This is a genomic window from Kitasatospora sp. NPDC051164, from assembly GCF_044455625.1.
Lineage (GTDB): Bacteria > Actinomycetota > Actinomycetes > Streptomycetales > Streptomycetaceae > Kitasatospora.
In genome coordinates this window covers 1-24,874 of the sequence record NZ_JBITFB010000015.1, presented here as the reverse complement: position 1 = coordinate 24,874, position 24,874 = coordinate 1, and the positions used below count along the sequence as shown (strand labels likewise).

Genomic DNA, 24,874 nt, shown 5'->3' with positions numbered 1-24,874 from the left:
CGCGGGGTGACCGGGACTCAGTCCCAGTCGCCCCGCGGCCGGCGCTCCTCGCGGTGGCGGCGATCGCCGAACGCGGCGGCGACGTTGACCCCGACGATGCCCGCCCAGCAGACCAGCAGACCGGCGAAACCGGAGCCGCTCGACGGGTCGGTGGCGATCGCCGTCAGCGGGATGCCGAGTGCCATCGAGGCCACCGCGAGCCCGGTGCCGGAGCGCCTGCCCCAGCCCTGGCGGCGGGGGCGCTGGTGGCGGTCGGGGTGCGAGCGCGGCTCGTAGTCGTCCAGCCGCTGGGCCACCGAGCGCTCGACCCGGGCGTCCAGCCGGGCGTCCAGGCGCTTCATGAAGGAGTCGACGAGCTCGTCCTCGTACTCCTTGCCGAGCTCCTTGCGGGCCTGCAGGGTGGCGTCGAGGTCGCGCCGCAGGTCGTCCTGGCGAGTGTCCATGGGGGACAGCGTGGCGCGGCGGCCCCGCCCGGTCCACCCGTTCGCGGGGGGAATCCGGGCGGGCTCAGGGACAAATCAGGGTTACCCCGAGCCGCGGACCGTCCCCGGCCCTCTCCGCTCCTGTCCGACCCCCGGGACGTCCCACGAGGCGTTCCGCCGTACGAGACGTCTTTGCCAGGCGCGGCCCGCTGCTGCACAGTCGTCGTCCGAACCGCTCGCACCCGGAGGTACCGCTGATGACCGCCACCGACGAGACCGGCAGCGTCGGCCCCTCCGCCCGGCTGCTCCAGCTGTTCGAGGGCCACCGGCTGACCCCGACCCAGCGTCGGATCGCGCACTCGCTGGTGCGGCACGCCACCGAGGCGCCGTTCCTGTCCAGTGTGGAGGTCGCCGAACTCGCGGGCGTCAGCCAGCCGTCCGTCACCCGGTTCGCGGTCGCGCTCGGGTACGACGGCTACCCGGCGCTGCGCAAGCAACTGCGCGAGCTCGGCGGGGGAGAACCGGCCGCGCCGGAGACCCCGGACGACGCGGTGCGCAACGAGCACCAGCAGGCCGTGCTCGCCGAGATCGCGCACCTGCGCCACCTCGCCGAACTCCTCGCCGACCCGGAGCCGATCATCCGGGCCGCCCGGATGCTCGCCGCCTCCCGCCCGCTGCCGGTGCTCGGCCTGCGGGCCGCCTCGGCGCAGGCGCGCGGCTTCTCGTACTTCGCCGCCAAGGTGCACCCGGACATCCGGCTGCTGGACGAGGGCGGCAGCATGCTCGCCGACCGGCTGGAACAGGCCGCCGCGGCCGGGGCCACCGCGTTGCTCTGCTTCGCGCTGCCGCGCTACCCGCGGGAGCTGATGGACGCGCTGACGGTGGCGCGCGAGTGCGGGCTGACGGTGCTCACCGTCGCCGACAGCGCGTTCGCGCCGGTCGCCAAGCTCTCCGACCTGATGCTGCCGGCCGCCGTCGGCACCGGGCTGGTCTTCGACACCGCGTGTGCGCCGATGATGCTCGGCCGGGTGCTGCTGCAGGCCATGTGCGACGAACTCCCCGGGGCCGAGGCCCGGTTGGAGGCGATCGAGCAGTCGGCGACGGCGCGCGGCCTCTTCCTGGAGTAAGCCCGGCTCCCGGAACAAACGCGGCCCGGAATGGGCGCGGCCGGAATAGCCGTCACGAACCCGGGCATCCCCTCCTACAGGGGGTGCGCCCATGCGCGTGATCCACGAGATGAAGTTCGTCGCCCGCCTGTCCTCTGGTGCCGACGAATGGTCCTGCCCCGCCTGCGGACGCCGCGTCACCCTGCGGCGCCTGCCCGAACCCGAACTGACCGTCCTCGACCCGGGCGACGAGTCGGCCGTGCACGTCGGCGTCGTCGAAGCCGACGCCCGGGCCGGCGCGGCTGCCGAGAAGTACGGCCTCGGCCCCGTCCAGAACATTCCCCGCCCGCCGTCCCCGCCCGCTCCCGACGACGCCGACCGCCGCTGGCTCGCCGAGATCGGCATCGACTGGGACGGCGACGCGGCGGCCTGAAGGAAGGGCTCGGCGCTTGGGGGTGTAGAGCGGCAGTCCGGCGGTGTCCAGTTCCATGGACAGCGGTGCGGGCAGGGGGACGGGCTCGCCGTACTTGCCGCGCAGCACGCCCTGGTACTCGCCGTCGCGGGCGTGGGTGTGGAGCGTCCAGGAGCCCGCGCGGGGGTCGACCGCGAGGAGGACCGGCACGCCCGCGATCGCGTACCAGCTGGTCTTGGCCGCGATGTGGCTGACCCGCTCGGAAGTGGAGATGACCTCCACGGCCAATTCGACGTCGTGGGGGTCGGCCAGCCACTCGTCGTCGTCGTCCCAGGCGATCGGGAGGACGACCAGGTCCGGAGTGGCATAGTCCTCGTCGTCGTCAGGCATGTGGATCGAGGACACCTCATAGGCGGCGAGGTCGGCCGGCAGCCGGGGATCCAGCTGGACCCGCAGACGCCGCACGGTCCCCGCGTGCTTTCCGCGGGGGGGCGGGGACATCACCAGGGTTCCTCCGATGATCTGGACGCGAAGTCCCGTGCGCTGTTCGATCTCCTCTGCCACATCCCGGAGTCTGCCGGGCCGCACGCCGATGGCCGTCATCGTGTCCTCCGCTCCTGGAGCTGGGCCGAGTGGCTGGTGTTCGCCGCGTTCAGGCTAGCGCGCCAAGTCGGCGGATGCCGGGGCTGATCGGATTGTTCCGGGGTCTGGTCGAAACCCTGCTGTTTAGTTATATTCAGTCGAGCAGAGCTTGAATGAATCCATCCGCAGGAGGCCGGGACTATGGTGCAGCAGGCGAGCGGTCCGCGTGAGGTGCGCGCGGCGCGTGGTACGGGACTCACGACGCAGGGGTGGCAGCAGGAAGCCGCCCTGCGGATGCTGATGAACAACCTCGACCCCGAGGTGGCCGAGCACCCGTCGAAGCTGGTCGTGTACGGCGGCACCGGCAAGGCCGCGCGGGACTGGCGCTCCTTCGACGCCATGGTGAAGACGCTGCAGGGCCTGAAGCAGGACGAGACCATGCTGGTCCAGTCCGGCCGACCGGTCGGCGTGATGCAGACCCACGAGTGGGCGCCGCGCGTGCTGATCGCCAACTCCAACCTCGTCGGCGACTGGGCCAACTGGGAGGAGTTCCGCCGGCTGGAGAGCCTCGGGCTCACCATGTACGGCCAGATGACCGCCGGCTCCTGGATCTACATCGGCACCCAGGGCATCCTCCAGGGCACCTACGAGACCTTCGCCGCCGTCGCCAACAAGCGCTTCAACGGCACGCTGGAGGGCACCATCACCCTCACCGCCGGCCTCGGCGGGATGGGCGGCGCCCAGCCGCTGGCCGTGACCATGAACGGCGGCGTGGCGATCTGCATCGACTGCGACCCGTCCCGGATCTCCCGCCGGATCGAGCACCGCTACCTGGACGTCGAGGCCAAGGACCTCGGCCACGCGCTGGAGCTGGCCACCGCCGCCCGCGACAAGAAGCAGCCGCTCTCCATCGGCCTGCTGGGCAACGCCGCCGAGCTCTTCCCGCAGCTGCTCGCGATGGACGCGCCGATCGACATCGTCACCGACCAGACCAGCGCCCACGACCCGCTCAGCTACCTGCCGGTCGGCGTCGCCTTCGACGACATGGCGGACTACGCCGCCGCCAAGCCCGCCGAGTTCACCCAGCGCTCGCGCGAGTCGATGGCCGCGCACGTCGAGGCGATGGTCGGCTTCCTGGACCGCGGCGCCGAGGTCTTCGACTACGGCAACTCGATTCGCGGCGAGGCCCAGCTGGCCGGCTACGACCGCGCCTTCGCCTTCCCCGGCTTCGTCCCCGCGTACATCCGCCCGCTGTTCTGCGAGGGCAAGGGCCCGTTCCGCTGGGCGGCGCTGTCCGGCGACCCGCAGGACATCCACAAGACCGACAAGGCCGTCCTCGACCTGTTCCCGGAGAACGAGTCGCTGGCCCGCTGGATCAAGCTGGCCCAGGAGAAGGTGCACTTCCAGGGCCTGCCCGCGCGCATCTGCTGGCTCGGCTACGGCGAGCGCGACAAGGCCGGCGAGCGCTTCAACGACATGGTCGCCTCCGGCGAGCTGTCCGCGCCGATCGTCATCGGCCGCGACCACCTGGACTGCGGCTCGGTCGCCTCCCCGTACCGGGAGACCGAGGCGATGCTGGACGGCTCGGACGCGATCGCCGACTGGCCGCTGCTCAACGCCATGGTCAACGTCGCCTCCGGCGCCTCCTGGGTCTCCATCCACCACGGCGGCGGCGTCGGCATCGGCCGCTCGATCCACGCCGGCCAGGTCACCGTCGCCGACGGCACCGCGCTGGCCGGGGAGAAGATCCGCCGGGTGCTCACCAACGACCCGGGCATGGGCGTCATCCGGCACGTCGACGCCGGCTACGACCGGGCCACCGAGGTCGCCGCCGAGCGCGGGGTCCGCGTCCCGATGGGTGAGCTGTGACCTCCGGTTTCGAACAGATGTGGGCGGAGCTGCTCCCCGTGGGCCGCTCCGCCTCCTCCGGCGGCTACCGCCGCTTCGCCTGGAACTCCGCCGACGCCGAGTGCCGCGCCTGGTTCGAGCAGCAGGCCCGCAGCCGCGGCCTGGCGTACGAGCTGGACCGCAACGGCAACCAGTGGGCCTGGCTGGGCGACCCGCAGGCCGGCGGGGCCGTCGTCACCGGCTCGCACCTGGACTCCGTCCCGGACGGCGGCGCCTTCGACGGCCCGCTCGGGGTGGTCTCCTCCTTCGCCGCGCTGGACGAACTCCGCGCCCGGGGAGCCGAGTTCACCCGGCCGCTGGCGATCGTCAACTTCGGCGACGAGGAGGGCGCCCGGTTCGGCGTGGCCTGCATCGGCTCCCGGCTGACCGCCGGGGTGCTCTCCCGCGAGGCCGCGTACGAGCTGCGCGACGCCGCCGGCGTCCGGCTGCCCGACGCGATGGAGAAGGCCGGCTACGACCCGACCGGGATCGGCGCGGACGACGACCGGCTGGCCCGGATCGGCGCCTTCGTCGAACTCCACGTCGAGCAGGGCCGCTACCTCGCCGAGGGGCAGCCGGTCGGCGTGGCCGGCGCGATCTGGCCGCACGGCCGCTGGCGGTTCGACTTCCACGGCGAGGCCAACCACGCCGGCACCACCCGGATCGAGGACCGCCGCGACCCGATGCTGACCTACGCCAACACGGTGCTCGCCGCCCGCAAGAAGGCGAAGCAGGCGGGTGCGCTGGCCACCTTCGGCAAGGTCGCGGTCGAGCCCAACGGCACCAACGCGATCGCCTCGCTGGTGCGCGGCTGGCTGGACTCCCGGGCGGCCGACGAGCGCACCCTCACCGCGCTGGTCGCCGAGATCGAGCAGGCCGCCGCCGAGCGCGGCGGGCGCGACGGCGTCCGGGTCGAGCTGACCCGCGAGTCGTACACCCCGGTGGTGGACTTCGACGGTCCGCTGCGCGACCGGCTCGCCAAGCTGCTGGACGCCCCGGTGCTGCCCACCGGCGCGGGACACGACGCCGGGATCCTGGCGTCCGCGATCCCGACCGCCATGCTGTTCGTGCGCAACCCCAGCGGCGTCTCGCACTCCCCGGCCGAACACGCCGAGGTGGCGGACTGCCTGGCCGGGGTCAATGCCCTCGCCGACGTACTGGAGGACCTGGCGTGTCAGTGACCTCAGCGACCTCACCGTCCTCAACGGCCGCGGTGACCGCGGTGAGCTACTGGGCGCAGCACGCCTGGCTGCCGCACCCCAACGGGCCGGTGGTCGAGCGGGACGTGCTGATCGCCACCGGCCCCGGCGGCCTGATCACCTCGGTGACGCCGGACAGCGGGCCCTGCCCGCCCGGCGCCGTCCGCCTCGACGGGCTGCTGCTGCCCGGCCAGGCGAACGCTCACTCGCACGCCTTCCACCGCGCGCTGCGCGGGCACGTGCAGGTCGGCTCCGGCACCTTCTGGACCTGGCGCGACACCATGTACCGGTTCGCCGGCGCGCTCGACCCGGACAGCTACCTGGACCTCGCCACCGCCGTCTACGCCGAGATGGCGCTGGCCGGGATCACGGCCGTCGGCGAGTTCCACTACCTGCACCACGCGCCCGGCGGCGCCCGCTACACCGACCCGAACGCGATGGGCGAGGTGCTGATCGAGGCCGCCGCCCGGGCCGGCATCCGGATCACCCTGCTGGACACCTGCTACCTGTCCGCCGGCTTCGGCGCCGAGCCGACCAAGCCGCAGCAGCGGTTCAGCGACGGCGACGCGCAGGCCTGGGCCGAGCGGGCGGACGCGCTCAAACCGCGCGAGCACGCCCGGATCGGCGCCGCCATCCACTCGGTCCGGGCCGTCCCGGCCGAACAGCTGGGCACCGTCGCGCACTGGGCGGCGATGCGCAGGGCGCCGCTGCACGTCCACCTGTCCGAGCAGACCGCCGAGAACGACGCCTGCCTCGCCGCGCACGGCGTCACCCCGACCCGGCTGCTCGCCGACCACGGCGCGCTCGGCCCGCGCACCTCGGTCGTGCACGCCACCCACCTCACCGACGAGGACGTCAAACTCCTCACCGACTCCTCCACGACCGTCTGCATGTGCCCCACCACCGAGCGGGACCTCGCGGACGGCATCGGCCCGGCCCGCCGGCTCGCCTCGGCGGGCTGCCCGATCACCCTGGGCAGCGACAGCCACGCGGTCGTCGACCCGTTCGAGGAGGCCCGCGCGCTGGAGCTGGACGAGCGGCTGCGCACCCGCACCCGCGGCCACTGGACGGCCAACGCGCTGCTGCGGGCCGGCACCGAGGACGGGCACGCCTCGCTCGGCTGGCCGGAGGCCGGGCGGATCGAGGCCGGGGCGCTCGCCGACTTCACGGTGATCGCGCTGGACTCCGTCCGCACCGCGGGCCCGCCGCCCCGGCTCGGCGCCGAGATCGCGGTCTTCGCGGCCTCGGCGGCGGACGTGCGGCACGTGGTGGTCGGCGGCCGGCACGTCGTCCGGGACGGCGCGCACCAGCTGGTGGCCGACGTTCCGGGGGCGCTGCGGTCCGCCATCGGCGCGCTGGACTACTGAGCCCACCTCCCCAACTCCCCTCGGAAGGCTTTGTCTTGAGCACCAGGACCACCTTGATCACGGGCATCGGCAGCCTGGTCACCAACGACCCCGGGCAGGGCACCGGGCCGCTCGGCCTGCTGACCGACGCGGCCGTGGTGATCGACGGCGACCGCGTCGCCTGGGTCGGCCCGGCCGCCGAGGCCCCCGCAGCGGACGAGCGCTTCGACGCCGAGGGCCGGGCCCTGCTGCCCGGCTTCGTCGACTCGCACGCCCACCTGGTGTTCGCGGGGGATCGTACGGCTGAGTTCAACGCCCGGATGTCCGGCCAGGCGTACACGGCGGGCGGGATCCGCACCACCGTGGCGGCCACCCGGGCCGCGAGCGACGCCGAACTGGACGCCAACCTGGACCGGTTCGTCCGGGAGGCGCTGCGCCAGGGCACCACCACCATCGAGTGCAAGTCCGGCTACGGGCTGACGGTGGCGGACGAGGCCCGGGCGCTGCGGATCGCCTCGCGGCACACCCCGGAGACCACCTACCTGGGCGCGCACATCGTGGCGCCCGAGTACGCCGAGGACCCGGCGGGCTATGTGGATCTGGTGACCGGCGAGATGCTGGACGCCTGTGCACCGCACGCCCGTTGGGTGGACGTGTTCTGCGAGAAGGGCGCCTTCGACGGCGACCAGGCGCGGGCGATCCTGACAGCGGGGATCGAGCGCGGCCTCACGCCGCGAGTGCACGCCAACCAGCTCAGCTACGGGCCCGGCGTGCAGCTCGCCGTCGAGCTCGGGGCCGCCTCGGCGGACCACTGCACCCACCTGACGGACGAGGACGTGGCGGCGCTGGCCGGGTCGGGGACGGTCGCGACGCTGCTGCCGGGGGCGGAGTTCTCCACCCGGGCCGAGTACCCGAGCGGGCGCCGACTGCTGGACGCGGGGGCGGTGGTGGCGCTGTCCACCGACTGCAACCCGGGCTCCAGCTTCACGAGTTCGATGGCGTTCTGCATCGCGGTCGCGGTGCGGGAGATGGGGATGACGCCGGACGAGGCGGTCTGGGCGGCCACCGCGGGCGGCGCCCACGCACTGCGGCGCACCGACGTCGGCGTGGTCGCGCCCGGCGCCCGGGCCGACCTGCTGCTGCTCGACGCGCCCTCGCACGTCCACCTGGCCTATCGGCCGGGCGTGCCACTGACGGCCGCGGTCTGGCGGGCGGGCGTCCGCGAGGTCTAGCTGTTCTAGCGCATGTAGACGGCCCCCGCGCCCCCGGGGTGGCGGGCGCGAGGGCTCGCGTCGCCCCGTCGAGCTGCTGCTCGGCGGGGCGACGCGCTGTGGTGCGGCCACCGGAACGGTCGGCACTCCCCGATGCCGATTTCTCCCAAGGTGGTCAGGGCTGACGGTAGGCGCGGACAAGCAGGGTGTCGGCAGCGCGTGCACTCGGTACGGCAGGAGGGAGCCGGTCGACACTGATCTTCGTGAACCCCACCTCGTCCAACAGCTTCGTCCAGACGGTCTCCTGGAGAACCCAGCGGCGCATGGTTGCCGGGGCGCCGTCCGGGGTCCGGGCCGGAATGTCGGCGTGGTGGACGTCCGGTTCAGCGGGGGCTCCACCGAGGTACTGGCCCAGGGTGGAGGCGGCCAGCAGTCCGCCGGGTCGCAGGGCGCGGGCAGCGGCCGGGAGCAGTCGGCGGGGGTCGACGAAGTCGAGGCTGCCGAACACCGAGTAGAGCACGTCGTACTCGTCCGGATGCGCGTCCAGGTGGTCGGTCGCGTCGGCGTGCACCGTGCGCAGGCGTGGTGCGAGGTGGCCGTAGAGGTCGCAGGCCATCGCGTACTGGGCGGGGGAAGCATCGATGGCATCGACCCGGGCCGGGGCGTAGTGGGTGACGAGATGCGCGGCATGACGGGCGGCGCCCGCGCCGAGGTCGGCCACGACGAGGCTGGTGATGTCACCCAGCACCTCGACTTCTGGCCCGCCGTTCTGGGCCCAGACCCAGTGGAAGGTGCCGGGGACGGTCCGGTCCGTGTCGGCGCGGGCGCGGCCGTAGTGGTGCCAGACGTCCGGTACGGCAGCTTGGGTATGAAGGGAGGTGGTCGTCACCTGGGTCATCCTCGCGCCCGGTATGCGTCAGCGCAGGGGTTGAGTGAACTCCACCTTTTCGGGTCGCGGTGGCCCCGGACTGTGCCCGGGGCCACCGCAACTGTCCGGTCAGTGCGAGTCGTTGCCGGGGTGGCAGGGGCTGCACTTGGCGGCATCCGCCCAGAGCGGCAGGTCCACGTCCCAGCCGTCCGCGACGATCAGCTGATCTCTACCGGCGGCCTCTTGCTTCCCGCAAGAGGCCGCCGGAACGATTCGCTCAGGGGCTGGTGGCGAGGTGGTCGAACTCGCCTGCCTTGGCGGCCTGGAGGAAGACGGCAAGGTTGAGGCGGGTGGTGCGGACTATGACCTCGCCGTCGTCGGACTCCCGGAGTTCGACGGCCCCTTCAAGTGCGCGCACCTCAACGCAGTTGTTGTTCGCCTCACTGAAGCTGGACTTCTGCCACTCGGTGCTATTCATGCCTGTCGTTCATTTCCTTCATGATCGAGTGAATGTGATCCCGCGACTCGTTCTCCGGGAGCGCGACGGCTTCGATGCGCTCCAAGATTGCGCGATAGCCCGCCAGCTGGGCGGGTGAGTCGAAGATATGGGAGCCGTGAGACGAGTCGGCCTGAACCGTGTCCAGCTCTGGCACCGGCCCCTCTGCGTAGAGCAGGTTCTCACTGGGGCCGGGGAAGTCGGCTGTTGCGAAGGGTACGACCCGCAGTGAGACGCCCGGAAGCTCGGAGGCCCTGATGAGGGAGTCGAGTTGCTCCCTGAGCACCGCAGAGCCGCCGTACTGGATACGCAACGCCGCTTCGTGGATGAGTGCCGTGTATGGCGTTTCGCCGGACCGGATGATCTCTTGTCTCCGCAGGCGGAACTTCACTCTGCGATCGACCTCGCGGGCGGGGAGAGCGGTGAACCCCCTCGCGAACACCGCAGTCGCATAGGAGTTCGTCTGTAGCAGCCCTGGGATGATGCCGATGGTGAAGCTCTTGAGTTTCTTCGCGCGACCTTCGATCTCTGCCACATCGATCGGAGCGGCCGCCAGTGCCGTGCGGTACTCGTCCCACCAGGCCGAGTCGCGCTCTCTGGCCATGTCGGCGAGCGCTTCGACCAGGGGCGCGTTGGCGCACATGCAGGCTTCCGCGATCTCGTGCAGGCGCGCCACGCTGACGGCCGACTTCCCGATCTCCATCTGACTCACCAGGGCGGGAGTCACTCCGAGCAGCCTGGCGAGGTGGCTGCCGCCGAAGCCGGCCTGCTCTCTCATCCTTCGCAGTTCGGCGCCGAGACGTCGCTGACGAAGGGTGGGGATCCGAAGGGCCATGGCGTCCTCTCTACCGATGCAGAGCCCAGTGTGCCGCGCCAGTAGCCGGTGGATCCATCCGGGCTCGGCGACGAGTATCCCCCGTGAGGAGGAACCTTCTCCCGCTTCGCTTTAATTAAAGAGTCTCCAACTCCATGCCCACGATGGTGTTCTCGATGCTGCAGGACCTTGACGTCCGCCCGGGCGACAGGGTGCTGGAGGTCGGTGCGGGTACGGGGTGGAACGCGGGTCTGCTGGCCCACCGCCTGGGCGACGCGAACGTGGTGACCATCGAGTACGACCCGGACGTCGCCCGAGACGCCCGGGAGAACCTGGATCGGGCCGGCCTCACACCGACCGTGGTGGAGGGCGACGGACGGCACGGCTGGCCGGAGGGCGCCCCCTATAACCGGGTAATCGCCACCTGCTCCCTGCTGGAGATCCCTCCGGCGTGGCTGGCGCAGACGGCCCCCGGCGGGATCATCGTGGCGCCCTTCGGCACCGAGTACGGCGGCGAGCAGATCGTCCGGTTGACCGCGAACGACGACGGGACCAGCGCGAGCGGCAGGTTCACCCGGAGTTCGGCGTTCATGCGGCTGCGCCAGCAGCGCACGGACCGGCCCCCCTTCGAGGAGTACCTGCGCGGGCAGGAGTGGCCCGCCGACGGGGTGAGAACCACCACCACCCTGGCCCCTCCGGACACGGGCGGGTGGTTCGAGCAGTTCGTCATCGGGGCGGCCGTGCCCGGGGCGTTCTGGCGGGCGGAGCGCTACGACAACGACGCGTACACGCTGTGGCTCTACAGCCGGGACACCCACTCCTGGGCCTCGGCCGACTACGAGCGGGGCCGCACGGAGCATGAGGTGTACCAGTCCGGCCCCCGGAACCTCTGGGACGAGGTCGAGTCCACCTGGCGTTGGTGGGACGACCAGGGCCGCCCCGGCTTCAACCGGTTCGGCCTCACGGTCACTCCGGAGACCCACACCGTGTGGCTCGACTCCCCGGAGAACCCGGTGCCGCTCCGGGGTTGAGCTCTTGTTTCGCCCCGTCGAGCCCATCGGCTCGACGGGGCGAGGGCGTACCTAACCGATGCCCAAGGACCGCCGCAGGAAGTGCAGTTCGTGGTGCAGCAGGTTCTCCACTACTGCTTCGTCGGTTGGCCGGTGGGCGGTTGCCCGAAGCGGCAGGACCTCATGCGGGCGGCCTGCGGCGAGCAGGGCCCGGGAGAGGCGCAGGGTGTGGGCGGGGAAGACGTTGTCGTCCGCCAGGCCCTGGATCAGCAGCAGGGGGCGGCGCAGCTTCGGGGCCTCGGTGATCAGGTCGCAGGAGTCGTAGTGCTCGGGGTGCTGGTCGGGGTGGCCGAGGAAGCGTTCCTGCCAGTGGGTGTCGTACAGCCGGTGGTCAGTCGGCGCAGCCCCGGCGGAGGCGGCGTGGAAGACATCCGGTCGGCGCAGTACCGCGAGGGCGGCGAGGAAGCCGCCGTACGACCAGCCGCGGATGGCGACCCGGTCGAGGTCGAGCAGTCCGGGCCGCAGCCGGGCGGTCTCGTGCAGGCCGTCGATCTGGTCCTCCAGGGCGGGGTCGGCCTTGTCGCCCCAGATCGTCTTGTCCCAGCGCGGGCCGCGACCGGGGGTGCCCCGCCCGTCTATGACCAGCACTGCGAAGCCCTGGTCGGCGAACCACTGGGACACCTGCTCGTGCCAGGCGCCGCCGGTGGTGACCTTCTGCATGGCGGGCCCGGCGTACGGGTCGAGTAGGACTGGCAGCGGGCCGTCGGCGGGGCGGTGGCCGGTGGGCAGGTAGAGCGCGGCGCGCAGTTCGCGGGGGCCGAGGCGGAGCAGTTCGGGGCGGGAGGCGAGGACGGGCGGCTCCGCGTGCGAAACCAGCGGGAGCGCCGGACGCCCCTCGCGCAGGACGGTGGTGCGGCCGCCGGGGGAGCGGGTGGTGAGGACCAGCGTTCCACCCCGTGCGACCCCGTCGTGCAGGCCCGGGCCGCTGCTCAACTGTCGTATGCCGTGGCCCGGTTCGTACGTCCAGAGGTGAGTTTCGGTGGGCTCCTCGGAGGCGGTGAACAGCACCTGCTCGCCCTCTGTCCCGAGGACGGCCCGCAGTTGCAGCCCGGCCGGGGTGACGGGCTTGCCGTCGACAGTCAGGTGCCGGGTGTCGCCGTCGTCGGCGGTGTCGACCAGTGCCCCGCCCGCTGTCCGGACGGGCAGGCCGGGGACCAGTTCGACCCAGTGCGGGTCCGTTCGCTCGGCGAGCACCCGGATGGTGCCGTCCGCCCCGATCGCCAGGGTGCGGACGGTGCGTTGGTCGCGGCTCTGCACGGCGGCGTAGGGGCCGTGGCCGTCCCAGCCGGCGGCGGTGAGGTACTCGAAGGCGGTGCGGTCCCAGCGGACCTCGGTGCGGCTCCCGTCGAGGCCGAGTAGCCACAGCGAGACGTCGGCGTTGGCGGTGCCGGCCGGCGGGTAGCGGATGGCGCGCGGCGGTTGCCGCGGGTCGGCCGGGTCGGTGAGGAACCAACGGGTGACCGGGCGCTCGTCGACCCGGGCGACCAGCAGGGCGCTGCCGTCGGGGGACCACCAGTGGCCGTCGGTGCGGTACATCTCCCCGGTGGCGACGTACTCGGCGAGGCCGTAGGAGACGTCCTCGGCCTCGGGTTCGGCGAGCGCCCGGTCGTCCGCACCGTCGACGCCGACCACCCGCAGGGCGCCGCCGCTGACGTAGGCGATCCGGCGGCCGGTCGGGTCCAGCCGCACCTCCCTCGGCTCACCGGCGGCCGGGACGGTGCGGACGGTGCCGTCGGCGGTGTCGGCCAGCCACAGCGCGCCGTCCAGCGCGAAGGCCGCGTACCGTCCGTCGGCGTCGGTGCCGTACGCCGTGATGCCGGTGGTGGCGCCGAGGGCGGCCGGGTCGGCGATCAGTCGTTCCCCGCCGCCGTCGGTGTCCAGGGCCCAGAGGCAGGTGAGCGGGTCGGTGCCGTCCCGGCCGCGCAGGAACAGCACGGTGGCGCCATCGGCGGACGGCTGCGGCCGGGTGGGGGCGCCGAGGGTGAACCGGCGGGTGCGGGCCAACTGACGGGGGAGCGAGTCGGTCGTCATACCGGGCACCGTAGGCATGACCGCCCCGGTCCCGTCGAGGGAACGGGGGAAAACGGCCGGGGCCGCCGTGGATCTCAGGAATCCACGGCGGCCCCGGAGTCGTGAGCCGATCGTCAGTGCATCAGTGCATCAGTGCACGTCGGGTCAGTGCACGTCGCCCATGAGCTTGACGACCTTCTTGCGGTACATCGCCAGCGCGATGCCGGCGAGGATCGCCATGACGCCCTGCACCGCGAAGTACGCGGTGCCGCCGACCACCTTGTCGCCCAGCACCAGCTGGAAGATGGCGGCGACGCAGTCGCCCGCGGTGACCGCGAGGAACCAGACGCCCATCATCTGGCTGGCGTACTTGGTGGGCGCCAGCTTGGTGGTGACGGACAGGCCGACGGGGGAGAGGGTGAGCTCACCGACGGTCTGGACCAGGTAGACCATGGCCAGCCACAGCGGGGTGACCTTGGCGCCGCCGGAGGCGGAGGCCATCGCCAGCATCATGACGATGAAGGAGGCGCCGATCATCAGCAGACCGAAGGCGAACTTCATGGTGGTGCTGGGGTTCTTCGACCGGCGGGCCAGGGCGACCCAGATCCAGGCGAAGACCGGGGCCAGCGCCATGATGTACAGCGGGTTGAGCGACTGGAACCAGCTGGACGGGAAGTTGAACCCGAGCAGCGTGGACGCGGTGTGCTCGTCGGCGAAGATGTTCAGCGTCGAGCCGGACTGGTCGTAGATCATCCAGAACACGGCGGCGGCGACGAAGAACCAGATGTAGCCGCTCATCTTGGACTGCTCGGCGGCGTCGAGGTCCTTGTCGCGCTTCACCTTGGCGAAGACGAAGACCGGGATCGCCAGGCCCGCGATGGACAGCGGCCAGATCGCCCAGTTGATGGTGAAGTGGCCGGTGACGGCGACGATCACGTAGAAGGCGGCCGCGACGGCCAGCCAGATGCCGGCCTTGGTGAAGATCTTCCGCTTCTCGTCCGCGCTGATCGGCGAGGTGACGACGTTGCTCTTCGGGCTCAGGTGGCGGGTGCCCAGCAGGAACTGGCCCAGGCCGAGCGCCATGCCGACGCCGGCCAGGGCGAAGCCCAGGTGCCAGCTGACGTTCTGGCCGACGGTGCCGATGACCAGCGGGGCCGCGAAGGCGCCGAGGTTGATGCCCATGTAGAAGACGGTGAAGCCACCGTCGCGGCGCGGGTCGTTCGGGCCGTCGTAGAGGTGGCCGACCATCGTCGAGATGTTGGCCTTGAGCAGGCCCGAGCCGATCGCGATGAGGGCGAGGCCGACGAAGAACGACGCGCTGAACGGGACGGCCAGCAGGAAGTGGCCGATCATGATGATCGTGCCGCCGACCGCGACGGTCTTGCGCGCGCCGAGGAAGCGGTCCGCGATCCAGCCGCCCGGGAGGGCCAGCAGGTAGACCATGGCCGTGTAAACGCTGTACACGGCGGCGGCGACCGCCGCCTTCATGCCGAGCCCGCCGTCCGTGATGGAGGCGGTCATGTAGAGCACCAGCAGGGCGCGCATGCCGTAGTAGCTGAAGCGCTCCCACATCTCGCTCATGAAGAGAGTGGCGAGGCCTCGGGGGTGACCGAGGAAGGTCTTGCCGCTGGGAGAGGCCGACGTAACGTCGGCGTCCAGGGTCGTAGACGCCATGTGTAGGGGTTCCTTGCCTGACAGCGTCCGCCTAGGGGGGTGGCGGCGGACGTGGACGAAACCACTCTACGTGGCGATATTCGGCTCTATCAGATGACAAAAGGCACGAATTAGGTATGGCAATGGCAAAGAGATCAACAGATCTTCCCGATCGATCCATGGTAGATGCGGTTGTCCTCCTTCGGATTCAAGATCCAGTAGGGAATTCTTCGCTGAACCGGCGGGCCGCAACGCTCTGTTGAACTCAGTCGGATGCCCGCATAACGATCACGCTCTGTGAACTACCTCACAGGGCATACGGGCTTACCCCGGCGGACTACCATCACCCCATGACCTGTGTGCTGCTTGCCGAGGACGATCCGGCGATCTCCGAACCGCTCGCCCGGGCCCTGCGACGCGAGGGCTATGAGGTGCTCGTCCGCGAGGACGGTCCGACCGCACTGGCCGCCGGCCTCACCGAGGAGGTCGACCTCGTCGTCCTCGACCTCGGCCTGCCCGAGATGGACGGCCTGGAGGTCTGCCGCCGCCTGCGTGCCGACGGCAAGAGCTGCCCCGTCCTGGTGCTCACCGCCCGCGCCGACGAGGTGGACACCGTGGTCGGCCTGGACGCCGGCGCCGACGACTACGTCACCAAGCCCTTCCGCCTGGCCGAGCTGCTTGCCCGCGTCCGGGCCCTGCTCCGGCGCGGCAACGTCGACCAGCTCACCACCGGCGCGCACGGGGTGAAGATCGACATCGAGTCCCACCGCGCCTGGCTCGGCGACGAGGAGCTCACCCTCTCCGCCAAGGAGTTCGAGCTGCTGCGCGTGCTGGTCCGGGACGCCGGCCGGGTGGTCACCCGCGAGGAGATCATGCGCCAGGTCTGGGACACCACCTGGTGGACCTCCACCAAGACCCTGGACATGCACATCTCGTGGCTCCGCAAGAAGCTCGGCGACGACGCGGCCAACCCGCGCTACATCGCCACCGTGCGCGGAGTGGGGTTCCGGTTCGAGAAGAATTAGCCCCCGTACGGAGATCGGGACCGGGCCACAGCCGGTGAAGCGGAACACCTCGGGGAGCGGCAGCGTGAAACGCCGGATGATCAACTCGCTGCTGGGCGTCGTCCTGGTGGTCGTCGTGGTGTTCTGCGTGCCGCTCGCCCTGGTCGAGAAGCGCACCATCGTCAACTCGGCCCAGGACCGGGTGGACGCGGCCGCCGTCCGGGTGCTCGCCCTGGTCGAGAGCCGGATCGGCGCGAACGAGGGCGTCACCAACGAGCGGGCCTTCGAGAGCCAGGTCACCGAGGGCACCTACGTCGAGGTGCAGATCCCCGGCCAGCAGGTGCTCTCGGCCGGCCAGCGCCCGGCGGGCAGCCACCTGCTGAAGGCCGTCGAACGCGGCAACAGCGGCGAGACCGTCACCGTCGAGCAGTCCCGCGAGGACGTCGACCACGAGATCGCCAACAATCTGCTGCTGCTCGGCGTGGTCGCCCTGCTCGCCGTCCAGGCCGCCGTGGCGCTCGCCGTCTGGCAGGCCAAGCGGCTCGCCCGCCCGCTCACCGACCTCGCCGAGACCGCCGAACGGCTCGGCTCCGGCGACCCGCGCCCGCGCGACCGCCGCTACGGGGTGCCCGAACTCGACCGGGTCGCCGAGGTGCTGGACACCAGCGCCGAGCGGATCGCCCGGATGCTCACCGCCGAGCGACGGCTCGCCGCCGACGCCTCGCACCAGCTGCGCACCCCGCTCACCGCGCTCTCCATGCGACTCGAGGAGATCACCGCCCTCGCCGAGGACCCGGAGACCGTCAAGGAGGAGGCGACCATCGCCCTCCAGCAGGTCGAGCGGCTCACCGACGTCGTCCAGCGGCTGCTCACCACCCAGCGCGACCCGCGCAGCCCCACCGCCGTCGCCTTCGACCTGGACGAGGTCATCAAGCAGCAGGTGGAGGAGTGGGGCCCGACGCTGCGCGAGAAGGGCCGGGTACTCTCCCTGGAAGGCCTGCACGGGATCACCGCGGTCGGCACCCCGGGGACGGTCGCCCAGGTGCTGGCCACCCTGATCGAGAACTCCCTGATGCACGGCGCCGGGACGATCACCCTGCGGGTCCGGCCCTCCGGTACCTCGGTCGTGGTCGAGGTGCAGGATCAGGGCGCCGGAGTGCCGCCGGACCTCGGCAACCGGGTGTTCGAGCGCGCGGTCAGCGGGCGCAACTCCACCGGCATCGGCCTCGCCGTCGCCCGCGACCTCGCGGAGGCGGACGGCGGGCGGCTCGAACTGCTCTCGCTGAAGCCCCCGGTGTTCGCGATCTTCCTCGGGCGCAGCCACGAGGACTGAGCACGAGGACCGAGCACGAGGACCGAGCGGGGTCGCCGGTCGGGGTTCGCCGGGCAGGGTCAGGCGCTGGGCAGCACGCCGAGCTGGCGCATCAGGCCCATCACGTCCCACTGCCACCAGCCCTCGCAGATCTTCCCGTCCCTGAAGCGGAAGGTGGTCGTGCCGCGTCCGACCACCGACTTGCCGGTGTTCGGCACGCCCATGAAGTCGGCCTTCTGCGTGGCGTGCCAGGTCCACCGGGTGGCCACCTCGTCGCCCTCGGCGATCTGGCCCTCGGTGTCGAAGGTGAAGTCGAAGGCGCCCAGGTAGTTGCCGCAGCGCTCCCGGAACGCGGCCGGGCCGACCGCGTCGCTCTCGCTGCCGTAGTCGTGGTCGCGGTAGTCGGCGGTCATGCACTCGTCGATGATGTCGAGGTTGCCGGCCGACAGCCCGTCGAGGACCCGGCTCGCGGTGGCCTTGTTGAACCGCGCGTCGCGGACCACGTCGAGGTCGGTGAAGGTCGGCGGCGTGTCGCAGAGCGCCACCATCTCCCGGAAGATCCGGTCGGTCTCGGGCAGGTGGGAGTTCTTCATCGCCTCCTCGTAGGAGGGGAACTCCACGATCTCCACCACGTGCTTGGTGTCGGAACGGTCGGTGCCGACCACCGCGTGCGAGGCGGTCCGCTTGCCCCGGGTCGCCTCGACCCAGGTGTCCATCAGCTGGTTGAGGTCGTCGAGCCTGTCGGTCTGGCAGTCGATGATCTGGACGAACGTCATGGCGAGCCTCCTGACCCCCCGGCCGTGATCGTTCGCCGACCGCGCTCGCCCTCGGTCACCACTCTCCTCCGCCGGTGGCGCAGACAGCAAGCCCCGGCGGCCGGATCGGCCTGCCGGGGCTGCGGGGCTGCGGGTCTGTGCGTGGTGTGCGTGGCCCGCGGGGGAGGGCTACCGGCCGCGGGGCCTATTCGGCCTTGGCGTAGCGGATCTGCTCGGCGGCCAGCATCAGCTCGGCCTGGGCGGCCAGCTCCTGGCCGCTGGAGGTGCCCGCCGCCTGCTGGGCCGGCAGCTCGACCGGCTCCGGCTCGGCCTTGAACACCCAGGTGCGGTAGGAGACGAAGCGGAAGACGGTGGCCACCGCGAGGCCGATCACCTTGGCGCCCAGCTGCTCGTAGTGCGAGTCCAGCTTCAGCACGTACACCGAGAAGCCGAGCACGCCGGTCTCGATCAGCATGCCGATGCCGCTGTAGACCAGAAAGAGCGTGATCTCCCGCTTGCGGGAGGCGGCGTCGCGGTCCCGGTACAGCCAGTAGCGGTAGCCGAGGTAGTTGGTGGCGATCGCGATCACCGTCGCCGCGATGTTCGATCGCACCGAGGCCAGGTGCAGGCCGTTGATGCAGACCCAGAAGACGGCGAAGTTGACCACCACGCCGCTCAGGCCGACGACGCCGAACTTCACGACTTCGCCCTTGAGCCCACGCAGTTTCTGCGCGAGTGACGGTTTCGAAGCTGCGGTCGTCGCCATAGCGGACTGCCTCCATGTGCCTGCGGGTCGAAAGGGCTGATCGCAGCGGCGCGGCCGCCCCTTGAGCCCTGCGTGCACGCACATGATCTGACCGCGTAGACCAGGACCTGGCCGTCCAGGCTACCCGCTTCCGTCGAACGGCTCAGCCGCGAGGCCCCCGGGTTGACATCTACGCGCGTCCGCTTCCGAGGGCCCACCAGCGGCTCCACCACCCCCGACCGGCCCGGATATCCTGGCGGCGTGACTTCCCCGGGCAATGTGAATTTTCCAGTGGTGGGCATGATCGGTGGCGGGCAGCTGGCCCGCATGGCACACCAGGCGGGCATCCCGCTCGGGGTCAGGTTCAAACTCCTCGCCGACACGCCCCAGGACTCCGCCGCGCAAGTGGTCTCCGACGTCGTCCTCGGCGACTACCGCGACCTCGACACCCTGCGCCGCTTCGCCGCCGGCTGCGACGTGGTCACCTTCGACCACGAGCACGTCCCCACCGAGCACCTGCGGGCCCTGGAGGCCGACGGCATCGCCGTCCGCCCCGGCCCGGACGCGCTCGTCAACGCCCAGGACAAGGGCGTGATGCGGGCCAAGCTGGACTCCATCGACGTGCCCTGCCCCCGCCACCGGATCGTCGTCGACCCGGCCGACGTCACCGCGTTCGCGGCCGAGGGCGAGGGCTACCCCGTCGTCCTGAAGACCGTCCGCGGCGGCTACGACGGCAAGGGCGTCTGGGTCGTGGACAGCGAGCAGGAGGCGCAGGCCCCGTTCCTGGCCGGCGTCCCCGTGCTGGCCGAGGAGAAGGTCGACTTCGTCCGCGAGCTGGCCGCCAACGTGGTCCGCTCGCCCAGCGGCCAGGCTGTCGCCTACCCGGTCGTGGAGAGCGTCCAGGAGAACGGCGTCTGCGCCGAGGTCACCGCCCCCGCGCCGGACCTCGACCCGGCCCTGTCCGACGAGGCCCAGCAGCTCGCCCTGCGGATCGCCGGCGAACTCGGCATCACCGGCCACCTCGCCGTCGAGCTGTTCCAGACCCGCGACGGCCGGATCCTGGTCAACGAGCTGGCCATGCGCCCGCACAACTCCGGGCACTGGACCCAGGACGGCGCCGTCACCTCGCAGTTCGAGAACCACCTGCGGGCCGTCCTCGACCTCCCGCTCGGCGACCCCCGGCCGCGCGCCAAGTGGACCGTCATGGTCAACGTCCTCGGCGGCGACTACCCGGACATGTACCACGCCTTCCTGCACTGCATGGCCCGCGACCCCGGGCTGCGGATCCACATGTACGGGAAGGACGTGAAGCCCGGCCGCAAGGTCGGCCACGTCAACGTCTTCGGGGACGACCTCGAAGACGTCCGCGAGCGCGCCCGCCACGCGGCCGCCTACCTGCGAGGAACGATCACCGAATGAGCGCCTCCGCCCAGCCCGTCGTCGGCATCGTCATGGGCTCGGACTCCGACTGGCCCGTCATGGAGGCCGCCGCCCAGGCCCTCGACGAGTTCGAGATCCCCTACGAGGTGGACGTCGTCTCCGCCCACCGGATGCCGCGCGAGATGGTCGCGTACGGCGAGAACGCCCACAAGCGCGGCCTGAAGGCGATCATCGCGGGCGCCGGCGGCGCGGCCCACCTGCCGGGCATGCTGGCCTCGGTCACCCCGCTGCCCGTCATCGGCGTGCCGGTGCCGCTGCGCTACCTGGACGGTATGGACAGCCTGCTGTCGATCGTCCAGATGCCGGCCGGCGTCCCGGTGGCGACGGTCTCGGTGGCCGGCGCGCGCAACGCGGGCCTCCTCGCGGTGCGGATGCTCGCCGCCTTCGACCCCGAGCTCACCGAGCGGATGACCGACTTCCAGGCCGAGCTGAACAGCCAGGCCACCGAGAAGGGCAAGAAGCTCCGGGCCAAGGTGGCCGGTTCCTCCTCCTTCGGCTTCGGCAAGTAACCACGGTCGCGGCGGTGGGGTAGAACAGCTCGCATGACTTCCGAGACGGACTCCCCCACCCCGCTGGACCGCGCCCGCGCCCTGCTGCGCACCGCCCCCGTGGTGGACGGCCACAACGACCTCCCCTGGGCGATGCGCGAGCAGGCCGGGTACGACCTCGGCGCGCTCGACCTCGCCGCCGACCAGAGCGACCGCCTGCACACCGACCTCGCCCGCCTCGCGGAGGGCGGGGTCGGCGCGCAGTTCTGGTCCGTCTACGTCCCCGCCTCGCTGGCCGGCGACCACGCGGTGAGCGCCACCCTCGAGCAGATCGACTTCGTCCACGCCCTCGTCGAGCGTTACCCCGACCGGCTCCGCCTGGCCCGCACCGCCGCCGACATCGAGGCCGCCCGCGCGGAGGGCCGGATCGCCTCCCTCATGGGCGCCGAGGGCGGCCACTCCATCGACTGCTCGCTCGCCACCCTGCGCGCCCTGTACGAGCTGGGTGTGCGCTACCTGACGCTCACCCACAACGACAACGTGCCGTGGGCCGACTCCGCGACCGACAAGCCGGTGGCCGGCGGGCTGACCCGCTTCGGCGAGGAGGTCGTCCGCGAGATGAACCGGCTCGGCATGCTGGTCGACCTCTCGCACGTCTCCGCCGACACCATGCGGGACGCCCTGCGGGTCACCGAGGCGCCGGTGGTCTTCTCGCACTCCTCCGCCCGCGCGGTCTGCGACCACCCGCGCAACATCCCCGACGACGTCCTCGCCCAGCTGCCCGCCAACGGCGGCGTGGCGATGGCCACCTTCGTGCCCAAGTTCATCCTGCCCGCCGCCATCGAGTGGACCCTCGCCGCCGACGACAACATGCGCGCCCACGGCTTCCACCCGCTGGACACCACCCCGCCGGCCATGGAGCGCCAGTACGCCTTCGAGGCCGAACACCCGCGCCCGATCGCCACCCCGGCCACCGTCGCCGACCACCTCGACCACATGCGCGAGGTCGCCGGCATCGACCACATCGGCATCGGCGGCGACTTCGACGGCACCGCCTTCCTGCCGGACGGCCTGGACTCGGTGGCCGGCTACCCCAACCTGGTCGCCGAACTCCTGCGCCGCCACTGGTCGGAGGCCGACCTGGCGAAGCTTACCTGGCTCAACGCCGTCCGCGTCCTGCGCGACGCCGAGTCCGCCGCCACCTCACTGCGCGCCGGCCGCGGCCCGTCCATCGCCACCATCGCCCAGCTGGACGGCGCGAACTCCTAGGCCCCGTCCTCGTCCAGCAGCGGGATCTCGAGGGCCGGGCACTTGTCCATCACCATGGCGAGCCCGGCCTCCCGGGTCCGCCCGTACGCGGCCTCGTCCACCACCCCGAGCTGGAACCACACCGCCTTCGCCCCGACCGCCACGGCCTGCCCGGCCACCTCCCCGGCCAGCGCGCTGTTCACGAACACGTCCACCACGTCGACCGCGAACGGGATTTCGGCGAGCGAGGCGTAGCCCTGCTCGCCGAGGACCGTTTCGGCCTTCGGGTGCACCGGCACGATGCGCTTGCCGTAGCGCTGCAGCACCCGGGCCACGCCGTATGCGGCCCGGGCGGTGTTGTTGGAGAGGCCGACCACGGCCCAGGTGTCCCCGGTGCCGGTGAGGATCTCGCGGACCGTCGCATCGTCGCCGTAGCTCGTCACGCCCGTTCCAACGATGCCCGGGGACGCGGGATTCCGGCTCGGGCTCAGGTGTCGAAGGCCCCGAGCCTGACCCGGGCCGTACCGTCGTCGTCGTAGGTGGCGTCCAGGTGGAGGAACCCGGCCTGCCCGCTCGGGCGCGTCGCGTTCGTCTCGTGGGCGTTCCCGAAGCGCAGGCCGGAGGCGTTGTCGGTGCCCAGCCGGACCCGCGGGAAGGCGGCGGCCAGCCGCTGGGCCAGTTCGGCCCGAGGCATCCGGAACTCGACGGTGTAGCCGCGGTCCTGCCAGCCGCCGTCGTCCGTGCAGACGGTCTCGGTGGCCTGCGCCGGGATCGACCCGCCGGCGAACTCCATCGCCTCCGAGCAGCCGACCGCGTGGGGTTTGCCGTCCTCGGTCAGGAGCAGCGCGCAGAAGCCGATCCAGGCGAACGGCGCAATCAGGACGAGGTCCAGGAAGGCCAGCGGCAGCCGGGTGGCCCACGTCCCCTGCTTGCGGACTCGTTCGGCGTGCACGAGAAGGACCCCCCGGTCTCCGCGAGCATCGTGGGGACTGATCCTCGCACGCGATCTGAACATGTTCAATTCGGTTGCGCGAATCGGTTGCACGAAAAGCCCGCCCGCCCCCGGGTTCGGGGGCGGGCGCCGGGGGCTCAGGGGTTCAGCTGGGGCGGCCGAGGGCGCGGTAGGTCCAGCCGGCGGCGCGCCAGGCGTCGGCGTCGAGGACGTTGCGGCCGTCGAGGAGGCGGCGCTCTGCGACCACGGCGCCCAGCTCGGCCGGGTCCAGCTCGCGGAATTCGGCCCACTCGGTGAGGTGGAGGACGACGTGGGCGCCCTCGGCGGCCTCCAGGGCGGAGCCGGCGTAGGTGAGCGAGGGGAACATCTTGCGGGCGTTGTCGACGGCCTTCGGGTCGTAGACGGTGACCTGGGCGCCCTGGAGCTGGATCTGGGCGGCCACGTTGAGGGCGGGGGAGTCCCGGATATCGTCCGAGTTGGGCTTGAAGGCGGCGCCGAGGACGGCGACCCGCCGGCCCAGGAAGCCGCCGCCGCACTGCTCGCGGGCCAGCTCGACCATCCGGGAGCGGCGCCGCATGTTGATCGAGTCGACCTCGCGCAGGAAGGTCAGCGCCTGGTCGGCGCCGAGCTCGCCGGCCCGGGCCATGAACGCGCGGATGTCCTTGGGCAGGCAGCCGCCGCCGAAGCCGAGGCCGGAGTTGAGGAACTTGCCGCCGATCCGCTCGTCGAAGGCCAGGGCCTTGCTGAGCTGGGTGACGTCCGCGCCGGCCGCCTCGCAGACCTCGGCCATCGCGTTGATGAAGGAGATCTTGGTGGCCAGGAAGGAGTTCGCGGCGGCCTTGACCAGTTCGGCGGTCGCGTAGTCGGTGACCACGAACGGCACCCCGGCCGCGATCGGCTCCGCGTACACCTCGCGCAGCAGCCGCTCGGCCCGCTCGCTCTGGGTGCCGACCACGATCCGGTCCGGCCGCAGGGTGTCCTGGACGGCGAAGCCCTCGCGCAGGAACTCCGGGTTCCAGGCGAGTTCGGCGCCCTCGCCGACCGGCGCGAGCGCGGCCAGCCGCTCGGCCAGCCGGGCCGCCGAGCCGACCGGGACGGTGGACTTGCCGACCACCAGGGCCGGGCGGGTCAGGTGCGGTGCGAGCTCGTCGATCGCGGTGTCGACGTACGACATGTCGGCGGCGAACTCGCCCTTGCGCTGCGGGGTGTTGACGCAGACGAAGTGCACGTCGCCGAACTCGGCGGCCTCCTGGGCGGAGGTGGTGAACCGCAGTCGCCCGGTCGAACCCTCGTGCCCGGCCACGTGCTTGAGCAGCAGCTCGGACAGCCCCGGCTCGTACATCGGGACGCGGCCGGCGGTGAGCATGGCGATCTTGTCGGGGTCGATGTCCAGGCCCAGCACCTCGAAGCCGAACTCGGCCATCGCGGCGGCATGCGTGGCGCCGAGGTAGCCGGTGCCGATCACGGAGATGCGGAGGGTCACGGGTTCTCCCTGGAGGCGGACTCGACCGGCCTGGATGCGGACCCGACCGGTACGGACGCCCCCGATGCTATCCGTCCTGCCCGGGCGTGCAGGGATCGGCCGCACGCCCGGGACGCTAGGCAGCCGCAGGTCGGAGCCCTAGGATCGCTACTGAACGGTAGTTAACCCCGGATTCGACGTCGATCGGACCGGTTCGATCGGGCCGGATCCGGCTTCGCCGGACTTCGGTCACTGGACGACGAGGCAGGCATCATGGCGGGCAGCGCAGGGGCAGCTGACTTCGATCTCTTCCGTATCTCCGAGGAGCACGAGATGCTTCGTGAGGCGGTGCGTTCGCTGGCCGAGGCGAAGATCGCTCCGTTCGCGGCGGA

The 24,874-nt window shown here is 71.7% G+C and carries 23 protein-coding genes and 1 pseudogene; 12 read left to right on the top strand and 12 right to left on the bottom strand.

Translation table 11 applies throughout. From position 1 onward, the window contains the following. Positions 1–17 precede the first annotated feature (17 nt). Positions 18–443 carry a hypothetical protein gene (locus ACIBEC_RS22715; protein ID WP_360495346.1) on the bottom strand — a complete coding sequence of 142 codons (426 nt, stop codon included), beginning with the start codon at positions 441–443 and terminating at the stop codon, positions 18–20. A 236-nt stretch (positions 444–679) separates the two neighbouring features. Here ACIBEC_RS22715 and ACIBEC_RS22710 point away from each other — a divergent pair, with 236 nt between their 5' ends. Further along, the gene (locus tag ACIBEC_RS22710; RefSeq protein WP_360495349.1) at positions 680–1,549 is read left to right on the top strand and encodes a MurR/RpiR family transcriptional regulator; all 870 of its coding nucleotides are present in this window, start codon (positions 680–682) and stop codon (positions 1,547–1,549) included. A gap of 52 nt (positions 1,550–1,601) precedes the next feature. Here the strand turns inward: ACIBEC_RS22710 and ACIBEC_RS22705 are convergent, their stop codons facing one another. Continuing rightward, entirely contained in the window at positions 1,602–2,504 is a 903-nt protein-coding gene (locus ACIBEC_RS22705) for a Uma2 family endonuclease (RefSeq protein ID WP_360495352.1), read from the bottom strand. A 219-nt stretch (positions 2,505–2,723) separates the two neighbouring features. Between ACIBEC_RS22705 and hutU the strand changes: the two genes are divergently transcribed. Genes hutU through hutI form a run of 4 tightly spaced genes read left to right on the top strand, consistent with a single transcriptional unit; the run spans position 2,724 to position 8,186 of the window. Beyond that, positions 2,724–4,391, top strand: a complete 1,668-nt coding sequence (hutU, locus tag ACIBEC_RS22700; RefSeq protein WP_360495355.1) for a urocanate hydratase — start codon at positions 2,724–2,726, stop codon at positions 4,389–4,391. A 17-nt stretch (positions 4,392–4,408) separates the two neighbouring features. Beyond that, positions 4,409–5,590 (top strand): allantoate amidohydrolase, encoded by a 1,182-nt coding sequence (locus tag ACIBEC_RS22695; protein WP_360495426.1) that lies wholly within the window; start codon positions 4,409–4,411, stop codon positions 5,588–5,590. 32 nt (positions 5,591–5,622) lie between these two features. Continuing rightward, positions 5,623–6,975, top strand: a complete 1,353-nt coding sequence (locus ACIBEC_RS22690; protein ID WP_396288786.1) for a formimidoylglutamate deiminase — start codon at positions 5,623–5,625, stop codon at positions 6,973–6,975. Positions 6,976–7,010: 35 nt separating this feature from the next. Further along, positions 7,011–8,186, top strand: a complete 1,176-nt coding sequence (gene hutI / locus ACIBEC_RS22685) for an imidazolonepropionase (protein WP_360495360.1) — start codon at positions 7,011–7,013, stop codon at positions 8,184–8,186. A gap of 154 nt (positions 8,187–8,340) precedes the next feature. Here hutI and ACIBEC_RS22680 read toward each other — a convergent pair whose 3' ends face one another. The 3 genes from ACIBEC_RS22680 to ACIBEC_RS22670 all read right to left on the bottom strand — a co-directional run bounded on the left by ACIBEC_RS22680 (position 8,341) and on the right by ACIBEC_RS22670 (position 10,364). Then, on the bottom strand, positions 8,341–9,063 hold the full coding sequence (locus tag ACIBEC_RS22680; RefSeq protein WP_396288714.1) for a class I SAM-dependent methyltransferase: 723 nt from the start codon (positions 9,061–9,063) through the stop codon (positions 8,341–8,343). 247 nt (positions 9,064–9,310) lie between these two features. Continuing rightward, entirely contained in the window at positions 9,311–9,511 is a 201-nt protein-coding gene (locus ACIBEC_RS22675) for a DUF397 domain-containing protein (RefSeq protein ID WP_360495366.1), read from the bottom strand. After that, a complete protein-coding gene (locus ACIBEC_RS22670; RefSeq protein WP_360495369.1) occupies positions 9,504–10,364 on the bottom strand; it encodes a helix-turn-helix transcriptional regulator in 861 nt (286 codons plus the stop codon). The genes ACIBEC_RS22675 and ACIBEC_RS22670 overlap by 8 nt, the downstream gene beginning before the upstream one ends. A gap of 134 nt (positions 10,365–10,498) precedes the next feature. Here ACIBEC_RS22670 and ACIBEC_RS22665 point away from each other — a divergent pair, with 134 nt between their 5' ends. Further along, complete coding sequence (locus ACIBEC_RS22665; RefSeq protein WP_360495372.1) at positions 10,499–11,374, top strand: methyltransferase domain-containing protein; 876 nt, start codon at positions 10,499–10,501, stop codon at positions 11,372–11,374. A gap of 51 nt (positions 11,375–11,425) precedes the next feature. On the opposite strand, the gene ACIBEC_RS22660 is transcribed toward ACIBEC_RS22665, so the two are convergent. Both ACIBEC_RS22660 and ACIBEC_RS22655 read right to left on the bottom strand, forming a co-directional pair. After that, positions 11,426–13,444, bottom strand: coding sequence for a prolyl oligopeptidase family serine peptidase (locus tag ACIBEC_RS22660; protein ID WP_360495375.1), 2,019 nt, complete (start codon positions 13,442–13,444; stop codon positions 11,426–11,428). Positions 13,445–13,588: 144 nt separating this feature from the next. Beyond that, on the bottom strand, positions 13,589–15,097 hold the full coding sequence (locus tag ACIBEC_RS22655) for an oligopeptide:H+ symporter (RefSeq protein ID WP_360495378.1): 1,509 nt from the start codon (positions 15,095–15,097) through the stop codon (positions 13,589–13,591). A 329-nt stretch (positions 15,098–15,426) separates the two neighbouring features. On the opposite strand from ACIBEC_RS22655, the gene ACIBEC_RS22650 reads away from it, so the two are divergent. Further along, positions 15,427–16,101 carry a response regulator transcription factor gene (locus ACIBEC_RS22650; protein ID WP_030058577.1) on the top strand — a complete coding sequence of 225 codons (675 nt, stop codon included), beginning with the start codon at positions 15,427–15,429 and terminating at the stop codon, positions 16,099–16,101. A gap of 64 nt (positions 16,102–16,165) precedes the next feature. Continuing rightward, complete coding sequence (locus ACIBEC_RS22645) at positions 16,166–17,413, top strand: ATP-binding protein (RefSeq protein ID WP_360495381.1); 1,248 nt, start codon at positions 16,166–16,168, stop codon at positions 17,411–17,413. Positions 17,414–17,472: 59 nt separating this feature from the next. Here the strand turns inward: ACIBEC_RS22645 and ACIBEC_RS22640 are convergent, their stop codons facing one another. Beyond that, on the bottom strand, positions 17,473–18,168 hold the full coding sequence (locus ACIBEC_RS22640; RefSeq protein WP_360495383.1) for an ester cyclase: 696 nt from the start codon (positions 18,166–18,168) through the stop codon (positions 17,473–17,475). A gap of 184 nt (positions 18,169–18,352) precedes the next feature. Beyond that, complete coding sequence (locus ACIBEC_RS22635; RefSeq protein ID WP_360495386.1) at positions 18,353–18,913, bottom strand: GtrA family protein; 561 nt, start codon at positions 18,911–18,913, stop codon at positions 18,353–18,355. Between the two features lie 258 nt (positions 18,914–19,171). On the opposite strand from ACIBEC_RS22635, the gene ACIBEC_RS22630 reads away from it, so the two are divergent. Genes ACIBEC_RS22630 through ACIBEC_RS22620 form a run of 3 tightly spaced genes read left to right on the top strand, consistent with a single transcriptional unit; the run spans position 19,172 to position 22,089 of the window. Next, positions 19,172–20,311 (top strand): 5-(carboxyamino)imidazole ribonucleotide synthase, encoded by a 1,140-nt coding sequence (locus ACIBEC_RS22630; RefSeq protein WP_360495429.1) that lies wholly within the window; start codon positions 19,172–19,174, stop codon positions 20,309–20,311. Then, positions 20,308–20,841, top strand: a complete 534-nt coding sequence (purE, locus tag ACIBEC_RS22625) for a 5-(carboxyamino)imidazole ribonucleotide mutase (RefSeq protein WP_360495389.1) — start codon at positions 20,308–20,310, stop codon at positions 20,839–20,841. Before ACIBEC_RS22630 ends, purE begins: the two co-directional genes overlap by 4 nt. A 33-nt stretch (positions 20,842–20,874) precedes the next feature. Next, the gene (locus ACIBEC_RS22620; protein WP_360495392.1) at positions 20,875–22,089 is read left to right on the top strand and encodes a dipeptidase; all 1,215 of its coding nucleotides are present in this window, start codon (positions 20,875–20,877) and stop codon (positions 22,087–22,089) included. Here the strand turns inward: ACIBEC_RS22620 and ACIBEC_RS22615 are convergent. The 3 genes from ACIBEC_RS22615 to ACIBEC_RS22605 all read right to left on the bottom strand — a co-directional run bounded on the left by ACIBEC_RS22615 (position 22,086) and on the right by ACIBEC_RS22605 (position 24,503). Further along, positions 22,086–22,511 carry a CoA-binding protein gene (locus tag ACIBEC_RS22615; protein ID WP_360495395.1) on the bottom strand — a complete coding sequence of 142 codons (426 nt, stop codon included), beginning with the start codon at positions 22,509–22,511 and terminating at the stop codon, positions 22,086–22,088. The genes ACIBEC_RS22620 and ACIBEC_RS22615 overlap by 4 nt on opposite strands. A 44-nt stretch (positions 22,512–22,555) precedes the next feature. Then, on the bottom strand, positions 22,556–23,020 hold the full coding sequence (locus ACIBEC_RS22610; RefSeq protein WP_360495398.1) for a hypothetical protein: 465 nt from the start codon (positions 23,018–23,020) through the stop codon (positions 22,556–22,558). A gap of 145 nt (positions 23,021–23,165) precedes the next feature. Beyond that, a complete protein-coding gene (locus tag ACIBEC_RS22605; protein ID WP_360495401.1) occupies positions 23,166–24,503 on the bottom strand; it encodes a UDP-glucose/GDP-mannose dehydrogenase family protein in 1,338 nt (445 codons plus the stop codon). Positions 24,504–24,755: 252 nt separating this feature from the next. Here ACIBEC_RS22605 and ACIBEC_RS22600 point away from each other — a divergent pair. Beyond that, positions 24,756–24,874: pseudogene (locus tag ACIBEC_RS22600) on the top strand (acyl-CoA dehydrogenase); the annotation flags it as partial.